Genomic DNA, 16,314 nt, shown 5'->3' on the forward strand with positions numbered 1-16,314 from the left:
ATACAGTATTCATATTTGTATGCAAATGGTTTTGTTTTTGACTAAGTGCGTAAAAATGTGTGGAGCATGATGATGTGAGAAATATTAAGGTTTAAATTTAGGGAATAATTGTTGATACTCAGGGTGATTACGTAGATCCTGTGTTGCATTAGTTAATATTAAAAATCGAGCTTCGAGTTCTTCAGAGGACCGACCATATTGTTTTTGAAGTCCCATTCGAACGCCCTTTTTTGAAAGGGTGGGTGTAATTTGTAATTTTCTTGCCTTTGTATGTTCGTTCCAAGGGCTAAAATAAAATTTGAAAATGAATGAAGGAGAGTTATAAACGATAGGTTGGTGCCGAGTAAAATGTCTGCCTGGTAAATATGCACCATCAAGATGGTTGTGTATAAATCTCCAGGCACAGCCGATTTCTGGTTTATAAGGAAAGAGCCCGTGATATCGTTGTTCTACTAAAGGAATGGAGTATCTTAGTTTTGAATAATTGTAATCATGCTTGTCAATCATGACAATCATTCTAATCGCATACATATTTTGGCCTAACGTATGAAGTGATGAGAAAAATTCTTCTACATTATTACAACAAAGAAATTCTGTAGTATTTAATACCATCTTCCAACCTGAAACTTCTCTTTCAATTTCCATTACTTCAATGTCAGTATTAGTGGGATCGAATTCAAGGAATCTTGAATCTCGTACTTCCCAGTGGGGAGCAAATAATTTGCAAATTTCAACTGAACGATCTGTAGAACCTCTATTAATTAAAATACCGTGATCGAATATTTTCGTGTGATGCATAAGCCACCATGGAAGTAGGTATTCTTCATTATAAAAATGAGAAATGAGTGTCTTTCTCATGTTAATCATCTCCTATACAAGCAATCATTATTAATAGGATATGTTTTTTAATAAGAAAGGTTAAAAGTTGCAGACAATGTGGTGATGAAGTAATAGTTTAGTAATTTTCTTGTATAAGTGTAGATTACTTGTATGGAATAATAATAGGGCGGATCTTGGAATTTTGTATAAATTATGAATAGTAAACCGTCACGTTTGACTGTACAGTTTATGTGTTGTATGATGTTAGTAATATAAACAAGGGGGGAAGATCGTTGGGAAGGTGTATCGAATCGGACAGTTGGCTCTCATGGCTCACGTGTCGAAACGAACGATTGATTATTATACGAATCTAGGTATCTTAAAAGCGGAGCGATCTCAATCTAATTATCGCTATTACGACGAAACAGCATTTGAAACATTACAATTTATTGAGAAGTGCAAAGAAATGCATATGCCGCTTTGTGAGATTAAAGAGAAAATCGAGGAGAAGAAGAAGCTGCTCGGTATCAATGAACACGTTTCGAAACAAGTGAATGAAGTGACAGACCATATTCATCGATTAGAAGCAGAGTTAACAGAGTTAAAGCCGCTTTTAGATGGATTGACTGATTCACAACGTGAAAAAATATCGAAATCTTTATCAGGTCAAACGACAGCTTTAATACAGACACTTGCTCTATTACTATAGAAAAAGTGAAATCCGACCTCTTTAATTTTTGTATCGGGCTATGTTTTCTAAGAAACAAATAAGAAAACATTATAGTATACAGGAGGTGGACACCTTAGTTTTTTAACTAAGGGGATTCATTGGAAATATTTAATTTAGTCATGGTTGCGATTTTAATCGCATTTACTGGATTTTTCGTAGCAGCTGAGTTTGCGATTGTAAAAGTACGTTCAAGTCGTATTGATCAGCTTGTTGCAGAAGGAAAACGCGGTGCTTTAGCAGCGAAAAAAGTAACAACAAATTTAGATGAATATTTATCTGCTTGTCAATTAGGTATTACAGTTACAGCTATGGGATTAGGTTGGTTAGGTGAACCGACAATTGAAAAGTTATTACACCCGTTATTTGAGAAATGGAACTTAAATCCTTCTATTTCATCAGTATTAACATTTGGTCTTGCTTTTATGATTATGACGTATTTACACGTTGTAGTAGGAGAATTAGCTCCAAAAACGATGGCAATTCAAAAGGCTGAAAGGGTAACGTTATTATTGGCGGGTCCATTAATGATGTTCTATAAAGTGATGTATCCATTTATTTGGGTATTGAACGGTTCAGCGCGTGTTGTAACTGGCTTATTCGGTTTAAAACCAGCTTCAGAACATGAAGTAGCTCATACAGAGGAAGAATTACGCCTTATCCTTTCAGATAGCTATGAAAGTGGCGAAATTAATCAGGCTGAATACAAGTATGTAAATAACATTTTTGAATTTGATAATCGTATTGCAAAAGAGATTATGGTACCGCGAACAGAAATCATTGGTTTCTATCTGGAAGATTCAGTAGAAGAACACATGAAAGTAATCCAAAATGAGCGATACACACGTTATCCGATTTTTGGAGAAGATAAAGATGATATTATCGGTATGGTCAACGTAAAAGATTTCTTTATTCGATATATGACCGAGGATCAAAAAGATTTATCATCAATTCGCTCGTATATGCGTCCGATTATTGAAGTGATGGAAACGACTCCAATTCACGATTTACTACTTCAAATGCAGAAGAAGCGAATTCCGATGGCTGTTTTATATGATGAGTACGGAGGAACAGCTGGAATTGTAACGCTTGAAGATATCTTGGAGGAAATCGTCGGCGAAATTCGTGATGAATATGATGAAGATGAAGCACCACCAATTCAACATGTGAACGAGCAACATATCATTGTTGATGGAAAAGTGCTTATCTCAGAAGTGAAAGATTTATTTGGATTACACATTGAAGAAGATGATGTGGATACAATCGGTGGATGGATTATGATGCAAAATCATGAAATCGAAGAAGGACAACACGTTGAGGCGGAAGGTTATGAATTTAAAGTATTAGAAAAAGACGCTTACCAAATTAAACGTGTTGAAATTCGTAAGATGGAAGAGGAACAAGAAGAAGAGAAAGCAGCAACTGTGTAAGTTGCTGCTTTTCTTCTAAAGTACAAAAAAATGAGAACTTAGGAGCGGATATTTTGATTCAAGCAGCCTTACGCGTATATCGATTACAATTGTATGTGATCTTTAGTGGTTTACTACTTATGTGGACGATTACTCCGTTTGGAAAACAAGTAACAGGGTTTGGTATCGGATTAGCTGTAAGTGCATATTGCCTTTGGTTATTAGCTCGCAGAGTAGAGAAACTCGGGAAAAGTATCGTAATGAAGGAAAAGGCTCCAGGATTAGGAGTTCTAAACCGATTTGCAGCAGCCATTTTAGGAGCTATCATCATGTATGAAATTGAACATGAAATGGAAATGTGGGCATTCGGTACAGGCATTTTAGGTGGTCACTTTTTAATGATTGCGAATTTAGCTTATGCAAATGTGCAGTTAGTGAAAGAAGAAGAGAAGAAAAGGGAACATACTTCGAAAAACATTGAGCTATGATGAGAGGGACCTAATTGGGGTTCCTTTTTATTTTAGTGAAATGATACAAGTAACCAAATTAACGACAAATATAATACGCTTCTTTTTTGCGTTTTTCAATAGTATGAAAAATAATAAAAAAAAATTTAAAAACCCATCGATTTCTAAAGGTTATGTATGTTATCATGACAAAAGACTTTTTGAAAGAGGTGGATACCAATGTTACAAGCGCTACTTATTTTTGTGCTTCAAATTATTTACGTTCCCATTTTAACAATTCGTACGATTTTGCTTGTAAAGAATCAAACAAGATCCGCTGCTGGCGTAGGATTGTTAGAAGGAGCTATTTACATTGTCAGTTTAGGTATTGTGTTTCAAGATTTATCAAATTGGATGAACATCGTTGCCTATGTCATTGGCTTTAGTGCGGGACTGTTATTAGGCGGTTATATAGAGAATAAATTAGCAATTGGTTATATTACGTATCAAGTTAGTTTACTAGACCGTTGTAATGAATTAGTAGATGAATTACGTCACTCTGGATTTGGCGTTACTGTATTTGAAGGCGAAGGTATTAATTCGATACGTTATCGCTTAGATATCGTTGCAAAGCGTTCTAGAGAAAAAGAACTGTTAGAAATTATTAATGAAATTGCACCGAAAGCCTTTATGTCTTCTTATGAAATCCGTTCATTTAAAGGTGGATATTTAACGAAGGCGATGAAGAAAAGAGCGTTAATGAAGAAGAAAGATGAACACGCATCGTAAAAAAGAGAAGTAGTGGTGCTTTAAAAGCGCAGTATAAGTCCAAATGTAAAAGAGAGGAATCTATTTTGATATAGATTCCTCTCTTTTTTTATAAATAGTGTTTATTAGTTAATTAAAAGACTAAGTCGTAAAGTTATTTTTTCTACTCATCCTCAAATTAATAATTAGCCATATAACTTGAAAAAATACCGGTATGATAAACGCGATTAATAAAACGATAAGTGATATGGATTTAATTTCAGGTGTTTGAATAATACCAGCACCATCAACATCTCGTAGCCAAATAATAGCGGCCCATATTCCAAAAACGATAATCCAAAATAGGTTACCAATCCACCAAGAAATCCATCGTTTTTTCATGTTAGCACCCCTTACATTTATCTACTGTTAAAAGTATATTTTCGTTCGTTACATTTATAATGAAAAGACTATAAAATTAGTTGTTATTAACTGTATATCTAACCTGTTTAAAGGTTACCATTTCGCCATCTTTATCATCATCTTCATTCTGTAAAAGTTGAACTCGTGGTTTGTAGTCTGTCCGATGAGCATCCTTGATACCTGTAATATCAAGCTTGTAAGGTTCACCATTCTTTATTTTTTGTTCGAATACTTTTGTATTGGCAACATAAATAAAAGTTACTTTATTTTCATCAATGCCTTCAGTCTTAATTTCTAATTCATTATCTTTTGTTGTAATCGTTGGTGTTAATAATTCCATACTGCCGTTTCCGGTTTCTAAAGAATGTTCTACTATAGTTGAACATCCAGATAATATGATTGCGGTGAATAGCAGAACCATTAATTTCTTTTTCATAACATCCCCCAACTTCAAATGATTTTTGATTTTGGCATTGCTAGACTGCTAGTGTTTTATGTAAACGTTTAGTGAGGATTCCTTTCGATTGTACCATAATATGTAAAATAATAACAGGTTGTATATCCAATTTAAGGGGGATTGAAAGTTTACTTATTGCCGTAAATTAGTATTTTTACAGTAGGCATATATCTTCTTTAGGAAATCCTTTTTCATATTTAAAATATGTAATGAAATAAAACCAGTAAGTCCTATTCCGCCAAAAATAAGCCATGGTGTATACATTCCGCTTAAATTGGCTGTAAAAGATGTACCGGTATAATTACCGATGATAAAACCAAATGCGAGTGATAGTTGATAAAATCCGAAGTAAGTAGCTGTATATGATTCATTACTGTAATTTGCAATAGCGATATCAGCGTTAGGTAATACGAGTGTTTCACCGATTGTAAATAAAATTACACAAATAAATAGCCAATATGGGTGCTGGAATAAAGGGATGAGTAAAAAGGAAATACTCATTAATAAAATACCGTATTTAATAAATGAAAGCGTGTTGTATTTGTGAAAGAGTTTTCGGAATAACACCATAAATATGACGCCTGTTATTGCATTTATCGTAATGACTAATGTAGCAAGCTGATTGCTATTACTAATGTTTTTCATATGAAGTGGAAGTGCGACAGTAAGCTGAGTAAACATAATATAGAAGAAGATCATGATAAATGAAAACAGAAGGAAAGACTTGTTTTGTAAGATAGTCTGTATTCCTAATGCAATAGACGTACTTTCAGTAGTGACTTGGAAGTTGTTTTTAAGTAAGTAAAAGATAAAAGCGAATAACAGCATAAGAGATCCTGTTAGAGAGAAAGCATAGATTGGATCGAGTAAGAGTAAGAACCCTCCTGCAATTGGTCCGATTATTGCACCGCAATTAAAGCTAAGGTTTAAATATGTAAATAAATTTTTTCGCAAATGAGCTGGCTGTGAGCCAAATATAGCGCGCGCAGCAGGTTCGTAAAATGCAGTTCCGAAGCCAATAAGTGCAGAAGAAATAGAAACTGTATAGAAATCAGAGCATATTCCTAAAGCGATAAATCCGATTCCTCTTAAAAATAATCCGGCTATCATCATAATGATATAGCCTATTTTGTCAGCAATTAAACCTGAGAATAAAGGGATAACCCGTGATGTAATTATTATAACTGTCAACACTGTTCCGACTTGAAAAGTTGAAAAATGAAGAAAGCTTAATAGATAAATAGCTAAAAATGCGTATACTGCAAAATACCCAAAAGACATAAAAAATGAAGAAATAAGCATGAAACGTATCGGTATTGAGAAACTTTTCATAAAACCCCTCCTAATTATGTAACCGGTAAAATTATTTGATGGTTAACTATTTTATATTATAATTATACACAAAGTCAGAAAAAAGTAAATTTTAAGAAGAAGGTGAATGGAATTGAGCCAAAACGCACCAAACGAATTAGAGTATATTCGGGAATTTTTAAATACATGGAGAATACCAAATGATACGAGAGAAGCAATTGATTTGCTGCAAACAGAAGAGGATATAAAGCTTTTTATGAAAGAATATTTTCATGAAGAGTTTCGATTTCATACGATAGAGGAATTAAAAAGCTTTCGAGAAGATATTCGGGCGGCAATTGAAGGTGAAGGATCATTGCAAAAGTGGTTAGAGAAATATCCATTACATGTACATGTAATGGAAGATATGAAAGGTATTACGTATGAACCAATACACGAAGAAACTGTATATACAAAAGTATTAAGCATTGTTTTAATAGCAGTTCAAGAAAATTTATGGGGGAGGTTAAAAGCATGTCCAGATTGCCGCTGGGTATTTTATGACAATTCACGAAATGGAAGTAAAAGATGGTGTGGTATGTATGCTGGAGAAGAAGGAGGAAGAGCGTGCGGTACGATTGCGAAAGTGAAAAATTATCGAGCGAAAAGAAAAGGAAGATCGGGTTATAATGTGTAATTTAAATTAGGGGAAGAAAATGGAGTGGGGGAATGTAGAATATGAAGGGTACACAAATGTTAGCTTTAAATAAAAAGTGTTGGGACACAGTTGCACCATATTTCTTTCAAGTGGATTGTTTACCGAAATATGGTCCTTATACGGCGTCTGAAGAGGAGATTCATTTGTTCGATTCAATTAGAAATAAAAAGGTTCTTGATATTGGTTGTGGAAGTGGGCATTCGCTGCAATATATGGCAGAGCATGGCGCAGAGGAAGTATGGGGCCTGGATCTTTCAAGTGAACAAATTAAAACAGCAAATGAAACGTTAAAGTGTTGGAATCCGACGTTAATATGTGGAGCAATGGAAGAAGAAGGGGATATACCGAAAGATTATTTTGATATTGTATACTCCATTTATGCATTAGGATGGACTTCGGATTTAAGAAAAACGTTGGAACTGATATATTCATATGTAAAGCCAGGAGGAAGCTTTGTTTTTAGCTGGGAGCATCCCATATATTCAAACTTAATGTATGGAACAGAGGAGATTGCTTTAAGTTCGTCTTATCATGAAGAAACTCCTATTACGTTTGAAACATTTAAAGGGGAGGATGTGCAAGCGACATTATATAAGAGAAAAATAAGTACATACATAAATGAGTTACATAGAGCCGGATTTACAATTGAGAGAATAGAAGAGCCTGAACCATCGAGCTTGTTTGATGAAGAACTAGCTGAGTCGTCTACGAAATATTATTCTTTATATAAAGCTAGGATGGTGCCAACTACTTTTATTGTGAAGGCGAGAAAGTAGGTAGTGTTATATGAAGGGGGAGGAAAATGGTTCATGTGAGTATGGTGAAGATTGGTGAAGTACAATCTTCTATAGATGAGAAAGTGTATTGTAATTGGGGGAGTATTATTTCAAACATCAAAATATATCCAGAGTATATTGGAGGATTAGCAGGTCTTGAGGATTATTCTCATGCAATTGTTATTTTTTATATGAATGATTTTCAAGAAGAAAACAAACATTTGTGGGCTAGAAAGCCAAGGGGATTAAGTGATTTTGATGAAAAGGGATGTTTTGCTCAGCGGACAAAGCATCGCCCAAACCCTATTGGAATTACTACTGTTGAAATATTATCAATTGATAATAACGTTATGACTGTGCAAGGATTAGACGCTAATGATCGAACGGCAATTTTAGATATAAAACCATATATTGCTGCTTTTGATACAAGAGAAAATGCTCGTGTGCCAGATTGGATGAATAAGTTAATGGAAAATTATTTTTAATAGTAATACAAAAAGCTTTGCGATTTAGAATCGCAAAGCTTTTTGTATTACATTATACTATACGTATGGTTTCTTTATCTTTTCGGTTGAAAAATATGTTGAAAGAAGTATTTGTGATGTAAGTTATCGACAACTTTATTTGCTTGGTATGTGCGATGTTGTTCGAGTCGAAGTCTTTGCTCCATCATTTTGATTGCGTGATCAGATAAACGTAACATTATACATTTCTCCTTTTCTATAAATATAGGCAAATATTTGGTATCGATCCCATATTTATTATTAAGGAGGCAAAATGTGTAACATAGGCAAAAAGCACCTTCCTCTCCCATTACGCTTACGAGGTTAGCTGTCGGACTCGGGAAGTGAGAGTTTCCCTACTTAAATAAGATTCGCCCCAAGTAGCAAAGCTACAAAAATGGTTCCCCCGCTCCAAATTTTGGACTCAGCAAAAGGTTTTATAAAGTAAAAGATAACATAAATAAATCGATGAGTCAAACTATTTGTTGTTTTCTGATTTTTTAAGTGAAGTTAAAACCACTCCATCGGGTAATATGATATTCTTTACTTCAATAAAGCCATGTTTTTTATATAAAGACAGAGCAGGTGTATTTTCTTTTCCTGTTTGTACAATATATGTTTTGGAAGGGGAGAACATGTCAAATACATAAAGCAGTAATTTTGTAGCAATTCCCTTATGAAAATGATCAGGGGATACTACTAAACGATGAATATCAACTTCGTCTTTTTCAATTTTAAAAGAGATGAACCCGGCAAGTGTATCTTCATAAAAATAGCCATAGAAAATTTCATCACATGATTGAATATCGGGTACAGTATCATAAAGGCGAGGGATAGCTGTACTATTTATATATTTTGCTTCGATTTCATAAGCGGGTATTTGAATATTTAAAATAGAAGCAGCGGTTTTGTGAGAAGTTGGTATTAATTTTTGAATCATAGGGGAAAGCCTCCTTGTATACTTTATTTTCATAGATTTGACAAGATTTTTCTTTTTTGGATATAATAATTATAGTAGTTACATAATTATTTAGTATGAAAAAGAAATACACTATAATAGAAATGGAGGACTAGAAATGGGATGGATTATCACATTAATAGTTGGTGCTATTATAGGTGCAATTGCTAGTTCTATAACGGGTAAAAATTTTCCGGGCGGTATATTCGGAAATATTATTACGGGTTTATTAGGTGCTTCGTTAGGCAGTAAATTATTTGGATCTTTTGGACCATCTTTTGGTGGGATTCATGTCGTGCCAGCATTATTAGGAGCAATTGTGTTAATTTTTATTGTATCATTTGTAGTGAAAGCTGCAAAGAAATAGATATATAGATTATGATGAAAAGCCCTGGATAAGGGCTTTTCATCATTCGAAGAGGTGGTTTCGTTGGAGAAAATAAATATAAGAAAAAGGGATAAGCTGAAAAAGTTTTTTAGAGAACACAATTATTTAGCAGTGTTACTTGGGTTTGCACTATTGTTCATTAATATTTTATTACTAACAAAAATATCATTTGTTTTTACACCATTTATCGTCTTTTTAAAGACAATTTTCTTCCCCGTATTATTAGCGGGCGTACTATTTTATATTTTGCATCCATTCGTTTCACTTCTTGAAAAGAAAGGTGTTTCAAGAATTGTATCGATAGCCTCGATATACTTAATAGTAATTGGATTATTTGTGTTTTTAGTTTTAACGGTTATTCCTATTATTAAAGATCAAATCGATGCGTTAATAGATAACTTACCGTATTTCGGGCATGAAATCGAACGAGCAGCACGTAGATTTGGAGAAAGTAATTTACTAGGAAAAATTCAAGAGAATTTAAATATTGATGTAGCGAGTATGGTAAAAGATTACACCGTTGATTTTACGAAGTCGTTATCATCAGTAACAGGAAATGTAACTGGATTTTTAAGTACTGTTACAGAGGTCGTTTTAACGTTTGTAATGGTTCCGTTTATATTGTTCTACCTTTTAAAAGATGGTGAGCAATTACCGAATCATTTTTTAAAGTTTATTTCAGAACAAAGACGACCAGCAGCAATGAGAATACTAGATGATATGCATTATGCGATTAGCTCGTATATTAGAGGGCAAATTATCGTTAGCTTATTTATCGGTATTATGCTATTAATTGGTTACCTTATTATCGGTATTAAATATGCGGTACTACTCGCTATTTTAGCGATGATTGTAAATATCGTTCCGTACGTAGGCCCGATCATTGCAATTACACCAGCTTTAATTATCGCATTTATTGACTCGCCAGCAATGGTTTTAAAGGTAATTATCGTAATGATGGTCGTACAATTAGCAGAAGGCAAATTTATTTCTCCGCAAGTTATGGGGAAAAAGTTAGATATTCATCCGATTACTATCATCTTTATTATTTTAACTGCCGGAAATTTATTTGGAATTATGGGGATTATTTTAGCAATTCCAGGGTATGCGATATTAAAAGTGTTAGTGACGCACGGTTATCGATTTGTTAAGTTGAATACGTGAAAAAAGCTAGAACAGATATTACTGTTCTAGCTTTTTTGCTCTTTCTATAGTAGACAAATTAATCTTATGCGTAAGCTTTTAATTCAACAATAGGTAGATTGCTTTCCTTTAGTTTATAATCAAAGATTAAATCGTCCATGCGAAAATTAGCATCCACTTCAAGAGAAATAAAAGTACCTCCGATTTCTACTTGATTTCCGTTCTCATTTTCAAAAGTGAGCGCACCTTCAAACGTTTCTATGTACTCATCGCAAGTGTATAAATATATAGCGACAGGTGTAAAATGTATAATTACTCCTAAAGTATCACCTTGCGTTGTATCATCGTTTTTAAACTCATCAATCTTTTCATCGTTCTTTTTAGTAAACCAACTCATGACATCACCTCTTTTTTTGTATTACAAATTGCTTCTGTACATATCGATTATATATTGTGCGGAATAAATTGGTAATGATTATTATTAAAATGTTAAAAAGTTTGAATATTTAGTTTTGCATGGAGGGAAAATGTGATAAACTGTAAAAAAATAACGAAAAGCGATGAAAGAGAATAGTACATATTCGAAACTTTTCAGAGAGCTGATGTGTGGTGGGAATCAGCAAGGAATGAATATGGAATGGGCTCTGGAGCTTCTAACTGAAATGAGTAGGTAAAGACGGTTACTTCCCGTTATTGAAGTGTGAAGTGAGCTATAAAGATAGCTAATTAAGGTGGTACCGCGGGAGTCTCTCGTCCTTTTTTAAGGATGAGGGGCTCTTTTGTTTTGAGAAAGGAGGAGTTAGGATGAGTGACAAAATAATGTTAACAGGAATTAAGCCGACGGGTTATCCGCATTTAGGAAATTATATTGGTGCAATTAAACCTGCGTTGCAAATGTCAAAGAAGAAGGAAGGAAAAGCATTGTATTTTATAGCGGATTATCATGCGTTAAATGCTGTGCATAATCCGAGTCAGTTCAGTAGTTACACGAAAGAGGTAGCAGCTACTTGGTTATCACTTGGACTTGGGGAAGATGTTATTTTTTATCGGCAAACAGAAGTACCAGAGATTCTAGAATTAGCTTGGATATTAGCTTGCCTAACTCCGAAAGGGCTTATGAACCGTGCTCATGCGTATAAAGCGAAGGTAGAGCAAAATAAAGAAGCGGGTTTAGAGGTCGATGCCGGAGTGAATATGGGGTTATATACGTATCCAATATTAATGGCGGCTGACATATTACTATTTCAAGCTACGCATGTACCTGTCGGAAAAGATCAAATTCAGCATATTGAAATCGCGCGCGATATTGCGACGTATTTTAATCATACATTCGGCACGACATTTAAACTTCCAGAGTATGTTATACAAGAAGAAGGTGCAATCTTACCTGGTCTTGATGGAAGAAAGATGAGTAAAAGTTATGGGAATGTAATCCCATTATTTGCGGAGCAAGAAAAACTACGAAAGTTAATATTTAAAATCAAAACAGATTCTTCACTTCCAAATGAACCGAAAGAACTAGAAACGTTATTTACGATTTATAAAGAATTTGCGACAGAGGATGAAAGGCAGTCGTTACGTGAAAAATATGAGACTGGAATCGGATGGGGCGATGTGAAAAAAGAGTTATTCCGCGTTGTAGACCGTGAATTAGCTGGGCCACGTGAGAAATATGCTATGTATATGAATGAACCGAATTTATTATATGAAGCGTTGGAAAAAGGTGCTGAGAAGGCAAGAGAGATCGCGAAGGTGAATTTAGCGGAAATTAAAAAACGGATTGGATTTGAGAGGGAGCGCTGAGCGTTCCCTTATTTTTTTACAAAAAAACCGAACGGAATTTCAATTTGTTACCAATATAGAGTGAGGAGGGATAAAAATGGTTACAATTCTCGAATTAAAAATGTTGCTCATTCAAATAGGAACAGAAATTGTACCACCTAGTAATCTAAAAGAAAAAATTTTAATTCAAGTTAATTTGGTGGAGGGCATAAAACTTAATAATGTTGAGGTGAATAATGATGAGTGAAGTTGTGTTAGCAGTTCAAGGTTTAAGTAAGACATATGAGAGTGTAGATACAAATGTTAGAGCCTTACAAAATGTATCTTTGGAGTTAAATAAAGGAGAACTCATTGCCATAATGGGAACGAGTGGATCTGGAAAGAGTACATTACTAAATATTCTTGGTGCTCTAGATAAGCCTGATGAGGGGGTTATCTATGTAAATGGTGAAGTTCCTGAAAATATGTTCATTGAACCGTATGCGACAGAGTACAGAAGGGATAACATAGGATTTATATTCCAGTCATTTCATTTATTAAAGGATTTATCTGTAGAAGAAAATATTGCGTTACCCCTCATATTATCAGCTGATTCAGAAGAGGAGATACGAGAAAAAACAAATAAAATATTAGATGTTCTAGGTTTAGTAAATTGGAAAAATCATCGACCAGTGCAGCTTTCTGGTGGACAACAACAACGTGTTGCAATTGGTAGGGCGTTAATAACATCTCCTCCAATTGTTCTTGCAGATGAACCTACTGGAAATTTAGATTTCAATACGTCTAATGATATTTTACGAGTACTAGTCGATATGAAACAAAAATTTAATCAAAGTATGATTCTTGTTACTCATGATCCCCACATTGCTACGTATGCAGATCGGGTTCTCTTCTTTCATAATGGAGAAGTTGTTGATGATTATACGTGTTCTCATGGAGTAAATGATATGAATATTATTTTAGATAAATTCAAAAAATTAATGGAGAAATCAAAATGATAAAATCAGTACGAGGATTAAGTTTACGCTTTTTTAAGACGAATAAATTCACTGCTATTTCTTCTATCGTTAGCGTTATGTTGGCTGTTTCTCTAATTGTTACGATGATTGTATTTTCGAGTCATGCGAAACAGTCTGTTATAAATGAAGTGAAAAATGTATACGGAGATATGGATTTATCTGTGGGATATAATCCTGATCAAAATAAATTGATGGATAAATCTTTACTGCAAAATATTAAGGAACAAGAAAATGTTGAATACATGTCAAAAGTATTAGTAAATCATTTGCAAGTAAATAAATTGAATACAGCTATTTATACAGTAGGTGTTCAAAACGATTCATTATCTAAAAGTCGATATCACTTTTCTAAAAATCTATCAAATGAAGAAGTAACATTAAATGATGGATTAGCAGAAACTTTACAAGTAAAAGTTGGGGAAAAGATTGTAATCGAAAATAAATCATATGTAGTAAAAGAAGTGTTGCCTGATATAGAAGCTGGAGGTTCAGCTCCAGATATACTTATTTTATCTGAAGGTGCGGTGAAACAGCACGTATATGAAAAAACGGGTAAACACAATGAAGCTACTTATGTGTTAATAAAAGCAAAAGATAATGCTGATGTACTAGCATTATCTAATCAAATTCATAAAATAGACAAAGCATTAAGAATCGATATTGCGGAGGAAGACGAGTTTTTAAAAAGTAATTTAGCATCATTACATACTTTTATAATCGTTTTATCTACATTAACACTTATTATTACTGCGTTATTGTTGGTGTCTAATTTTGAAGTGTTTTTATATAAATATAAAAGTCAATTTGCTATTATGCGATCAATGGGTGCAACAACGAAACAACTGTTTAAAGTTATATTTATTCAATGTAGTGTAATTAATTTCTTTGGTGGAATATTTGGTTTGCTACTAGCTGTAATAAGTAACCGTTTTTTACAAAGTTGGCTAGAGCATGTATTTGCTTTTCAAATTAATTCAATAAGTTTTGACTATGAAATAGCAATTGTAACAGTGATTTGTAGTATCTTTTTCATTGAATTGTTTATGATATATCCTTCATACAGAAGTTCGAAAATATTGCCAGTAAAGCTTATGCGCGAAAATGAAGAATCCGACTTTTCTAATAAAAAAACACGCAGTATTATGGGGAAATTCCTTTTAATGAGTAGCATCTTTTTAACTGCTTTAGGTGGGTTTGTAGCAAATACGGGAGATACGCAGGCAATAGTGATATTAATAGGAGCTATATTTCTCGTTTTAGGAGTATATATTTTATTTCCGACTTATCTCTCTTCAATATTAATAGCATGTCTACCTATAATGAAAAAAATATTTGGAAGGAATACATTTGTTGCTATTAAAAATGTAATTCCGCAAGTAAGAAAAAATACATTTGTTATCTTAATGATAAGTACAATGATGGTGATAGTTGTCTTCGGGTCCACTATATTTAAAACAATGCAAAAAAATAATGAAAGATATTTACAACGAGAATTTCCAACACATATTGTTGTGGAAAATCGTTTGAATAATGATTCAACAATTTCCTCAACTCATATACAAAATATATTTAAAGAAATAAGTAGTGTAAAAGGAGCTAGTACGATTAGTACGAACTCACTGGCAGAATTAAAGCAAGGTGAAAAATATATTACTTTTGACTATAATTTAGGTGATGTAAAGGAAATGGAAAAGCAAGGGTTACTGCCAGAAGTACCTGCAAATTTAGAAAATAGTATAATTGTTACAGAAGAGTTAGCGGGGCGATATAAACTTCATGTAGGGGATATCGTTCAATTGGGTCTATTTTCAGAACAGGAACAAAAGGTTAGACCGACTGGTAAGGTAGAAGTTGGATTAATTGTTAACGAGCTACCGAATTCTCCTTCGGTACTCATGGATTGGAGTAATGTAACATATAAACAAGGTTATACAGTTTTTGAGCGTGCATTTATTAGTTCAAATAATGAGAGAGAGACGTTGGAGCAATTAAAGAAAGTGAAAAGTCAATATCCACAATTAAAAATAAGTAGTTATACTCAATCATTAAAACAATCTAATTTAATGTTTCAGCAAAGGTGGTCCATTTTCATCGTTGTTATTGTAGTAATTTTGTTTAGTGTAACATTAGGGGTATGTAATACACTTATAAATAATATTCAATCTAAAAGAAAAGAGTTTGCTATTTTACGAGCAATAACAGTTAAGAAAAAAGGGATTGTACAAATTATTTTGACGCAAGTTAATTTATATGTACTTATTGGAATCGTACTAGGGGCTGTTATAGGAGCATTATTAACCTATATGGTAAGTATAATAGATCGTACATCTTTATTTTTTGATTTCAAACTTATCGTTACGGTAATAGCGGGGATGTTTGGAATAGTCCTTATTATTTTTATCCCTTTTGCTAATAGAATAGGAAAAAGGGATATTGTACAAGAGTTAAATAGGGATAATAAATAAAAGAGGTTAACCCAAGTAGCTATTCAGTTACTTTTGGGTCAATCTCTTTTTTTATTAACAATTGATTTGTATATTGGTGTGCTCATTCATAAATGTATAGTGCATTATATTAGTTAAATGCCACCGAGTAATATCATTAGGTGAAGTAAGTAGTTCGCATTTCTTTTTGAAACTTATTAGTTGCATATATGAAAAAGTATGCTACTATAGGGTTACTTATTAAACTTGTTTAATAAGTGTAATT

20 protein-coding genes, 1 riboswitch and 1 other annotated feature are annotated in these 16,314 nt (G+C 33.4%); of the genes, 13 read left to right on the forward strand and 7 right to left on the reverse strand.

The annotated features are described in order from the left end of the window. Positions 1–84: 84 nt before the first annotated feature. Entirely contained in the window at positions 85–858 is a 774-nt protein-coding gene (locus tag MR079_RS23895; RefSeq protein ID WP_139866179.1) for a glycosyltransferase family 2 protein, read from the reverse strand. Between the two features lie 262 nt (positions 859–1,120). Here MR079_RS23895 and MR079_RS23900 point away from each other — a divergent pair, with 262 nt between their 5' ends. The 4 genes from MR079_RS23900 to MR079_RS23915 all read left to right on the forward strand — a co-directional run bounded on the left by MR079_RS23900 (position 1,121) and on the right by MR079_RS23915 (position 4,190). Then, positions 1,121–1,528, forward strand: a complete 408-nt coding sequence (locus MR079_RS23900) for a MerR family transcriptional regulator (RefSeq protein WP_000285637.1) — start codon at positions 1,121–1,123, stop codon at positions 1,526–1,528. Between the two features lie 119 nt (positions 1,529–1,647). Next, complete coding sequence (locus tag MR079_RS23905; protein WP_000402269.1) at positions 1,648–2,976, forward strand: hemolysin family protein; 1,329 nt, start codon at positions 1,648–1,650, stop codon at positions 2,974–2,976. Positions 2,977–3,029: 53 nt separating this feature from the next. Then, entirely contained in the window at positions 3,030–3,443 is a 414-nt protein-coding gene (locus MR079_RS23910) for an ATP synthase subunit I (protein ID WP_242294772.1), read from the forward strand. Between the two features lie 198 nt (positions 3,444–3,641). Beyond that, positions 3,642–4,190, forward strand: a complete 549-nt coding sequence (locus MR079_RS23915) for a DUF2179 domain-containing protein (RefSeq protein WP_000938438.1) — start codon at positions 3,642–3,644, stop codon at positions 4,188–4,190. Between the two features lie 120 nt (positions 4,191–4,310). Here the strand turns inward: MR079_RS23915 and MR079_RS23920 are convergent, their stop codons facing one another. The 3 genes from MR079_RS23920 to MR079_RS23930 form a co-directional block, all read right to left on the reverse strand. After that, a complete protein-coding gene (locus MR079_RS23920) occupies positions 4,311–4,550 on the reverse strand; it encodes a DUF3923 family protein (protein ID WP_139866177.1) in 240 nt (79 codons plus the stop codon). A 76-nt stretch (positions 4,551–4,626) separates the two neighbouring features. Further along, positions 4,627–5,007 (reverse strand): hypothetical protein, encoded by a 381-nt coding sequence (locus MR079_RS23925; RefSeq protein ID WP_139866176.1) that lies wholly within the window; start codon positions 5,005–5,007, stop codon positions 4,627–4,629. Between the two features lie 153 nt (positions 5,008–5,160). Next, positions 5,161–6,360 carry an MDR family MFS transporter gene (locus MR079_RS23930; RefSeq protein ID WP_242294774.1) on the reverse strand — a complete coding sequence of 400 codons (1,200 nt, stop codon included), beginning with the start codon at positions 6,358–6,360 and terminating at the stop codon, positions 5,161–5,163. A gap of 112 nt (positions 6,361–6,472) precedes the next feature. Here MR079_RS23930 and MR079_RS23935 point away from each other — a divergent pair, with 112 nt between their 5' ends. Genes MR079_RS23935 through tsaA form a run of 3 tightly spaced genes read left to right on the forward strand, consistent with a single transcriptional unit; the run spans position 6,473 to position 8,297 of the window. Next, positions 6,473–7,015, forward strand: a complete 543-nt coding sequence (locus MR079_RS23935) for a CGNR zinc finger domain-containing protein (RefSeq protein WP_242294775.1) — start codon at positions 6,473–6,475, stop codon at positions 7,013–7,015. A gap of 41 nt (positions 7,016–7,056) precedes the next feature. Beyond that, positions 7,057–7,812, forward strand: coding sequence for a class I SAM-dependent methyltransferase (locus MR079_RS23940; protein WP_139866173.1), 756 nt, complete (start codon positions 7,057–7,059; stop codon positions 7,810–7,812). Positions 7,813–7,838: 26 nt separating this feature from the next. Then, complete coding sequence (tsaA, locus tag MR079_RS23945; RefSeq protein WP_000233801.1) at positions 7,839–8,297, forward strand: tRNA (N6-threonylcarbamoyladenosine(37)-N6)-methyltransferase TrmO; 459 nt, start codon at positions 7,839–7,841, stop codon at positions 8,295–8,297. Between the two features lie 74 nt (positions 8,298–8,371). Here tsaA and MR079_RS23950 read toward each other — a convergent pair whose 3' ends face one another. Next, positions 8,372–8,515, reverse strand: a complete 144-nt coding sequence (locus tag MR079_RS23950; RefSeq protein WP_000945246.1) for a hypothetical protein — start codon at positions 8,513–8,515, stop codon at positions 8,372–8,374. 97 nt (positions 8,516–8,612) lie between these two features. Beyond that, positions 8,613–8,755: riboswitch (cyclic di-AMP (ydaO/yuaA leader) on the reverse strand. 38 nt (positions 8,756–8,793) lie between these two features. Then, a complete protein-coding gene (locus MR079_RS23955; RefSeq protein ID WP_139866171.1) occupies positions 8,794–9,255 on the reverse strand; it encodes a GNAT family N-acetyltransferase in 462 nt (153 codons plus the stop codon). A gap of 136 nt (positions 9,256–9,391) precedes the next feature. Between MR079_RS23955 and MR079_RS23960 the strand changes: the two genes are divergently transcribed. After that, positions 9,392–9,640, forward strand: a complete 249-nt coding sequence (locus MR079_RS23960; protein WP_087954853.1) for a GlsB/YeaQ/YmgE family stress response membrane protein — start codon at positions 9,392–9,394, stop codon at positions 9,638–9,640. Between the two features lie 63 nt (positions 9,641–9,703). Then, positions 9,704–10,825 carry an AI-2E family transporter gene (locus MR079_RS23965; RefSeq protein WP_139866170.1) on the forward strand — a complete coding sequence of 374 codons (1,122 nt, stop codon included), beginning with the start codon at positions 9,704–9,706 and terminating at the stop codon, positions 10,823–10,825. A 64-nt stretch (positions 10,826–10,889) separates the two neighbouring features. Here MR079_RS23965 and MR079_RS23970 read toward each other — a convergent pair whose 3' ends face one another. Then, positions 10,890–11,201 (reverse strand): hypothetical protein, encoded by a 312-nt coding sequence (locus MR079_RS23970; protein ID WP_000118346.1) that lies wholly within the window; start codon positions 11,199–11,201, stop codon positions 10,890–10,892. A 154-nt stretch (positions 11,202–11,355) separates the two neighbouring features. Then, positions 11,356–11,565: a binding site (T-box leader), on the forward strand. Positions 11,566–11,608: 43 nt separating this feature from the next. Here MR079_RS23970 and MR079_RS23975 point away from each other — a divergent pair. The 4 genes from MR079_RS23975 (at position 11,609) to MR079_RS23990 (ending at position 16,070) form a co-directional block, all read left to right on the forward strand. Next, positions 11,609–12,607 (forward strand): tryptophan--tRNA ligase, encoded by a 999-nt coding sequence (locus tag MR079_RS23975; RefSeq protein WP_242294777.1) that lies wholly within the window; start codon positions 11,609–11,611, stop codon positions 12,605–12,607. Between the two features lie 76 nt (positions 12,608–12,683). Beyond that, positions 12,684–12,833, forward strand: coding sequence for a hypothetical protein (locus MR079_RS23980; protein ID WP_242294778.1), 150 nt, complete (start codon positions 12,684–12,686; stop codon positions 12,831–12,833). Then, positions 12,826–13,584, forward strand: coding sequence for an ABC transporter ATP-binding protein (locus tag MR079_RS23985; protein WP_139866168.1), 759 nt, complete (start codon positions 12,826–12,828; stop codon positions 13,582–13,584). Before MR079_RS23980 ends, MR079_RS23985 begins: the two co-directional genes overlap by 8 nt. Beyond that, positions 13,581–16,070, forward strand: coding sequence for an FtsX-like permease family protein (locus MR079_RS23990; protein ID WP_242294779.1), 2,490 nt, complete (start codon positions 13,581–13,583; stop codon positions 16,068–16,070). Before MR079_RS23985 ends, MR079_RS23990 begins: the two co-directional genes overlap by 4 nt. Positions 16,071–16,314: the final 244 nt, after the last annotated feature.

This window comes from Bacillus cereus group sp. BfR-BA-01381 (genome assembly GCF_022663555.1).
Taxonomy (GTDB): domain Bacteria; phylum Bacillota; class Bacilli; order Bacillales; family Bacillaceae_G; genus Bacillus_A; species Bacillus_A pacificus.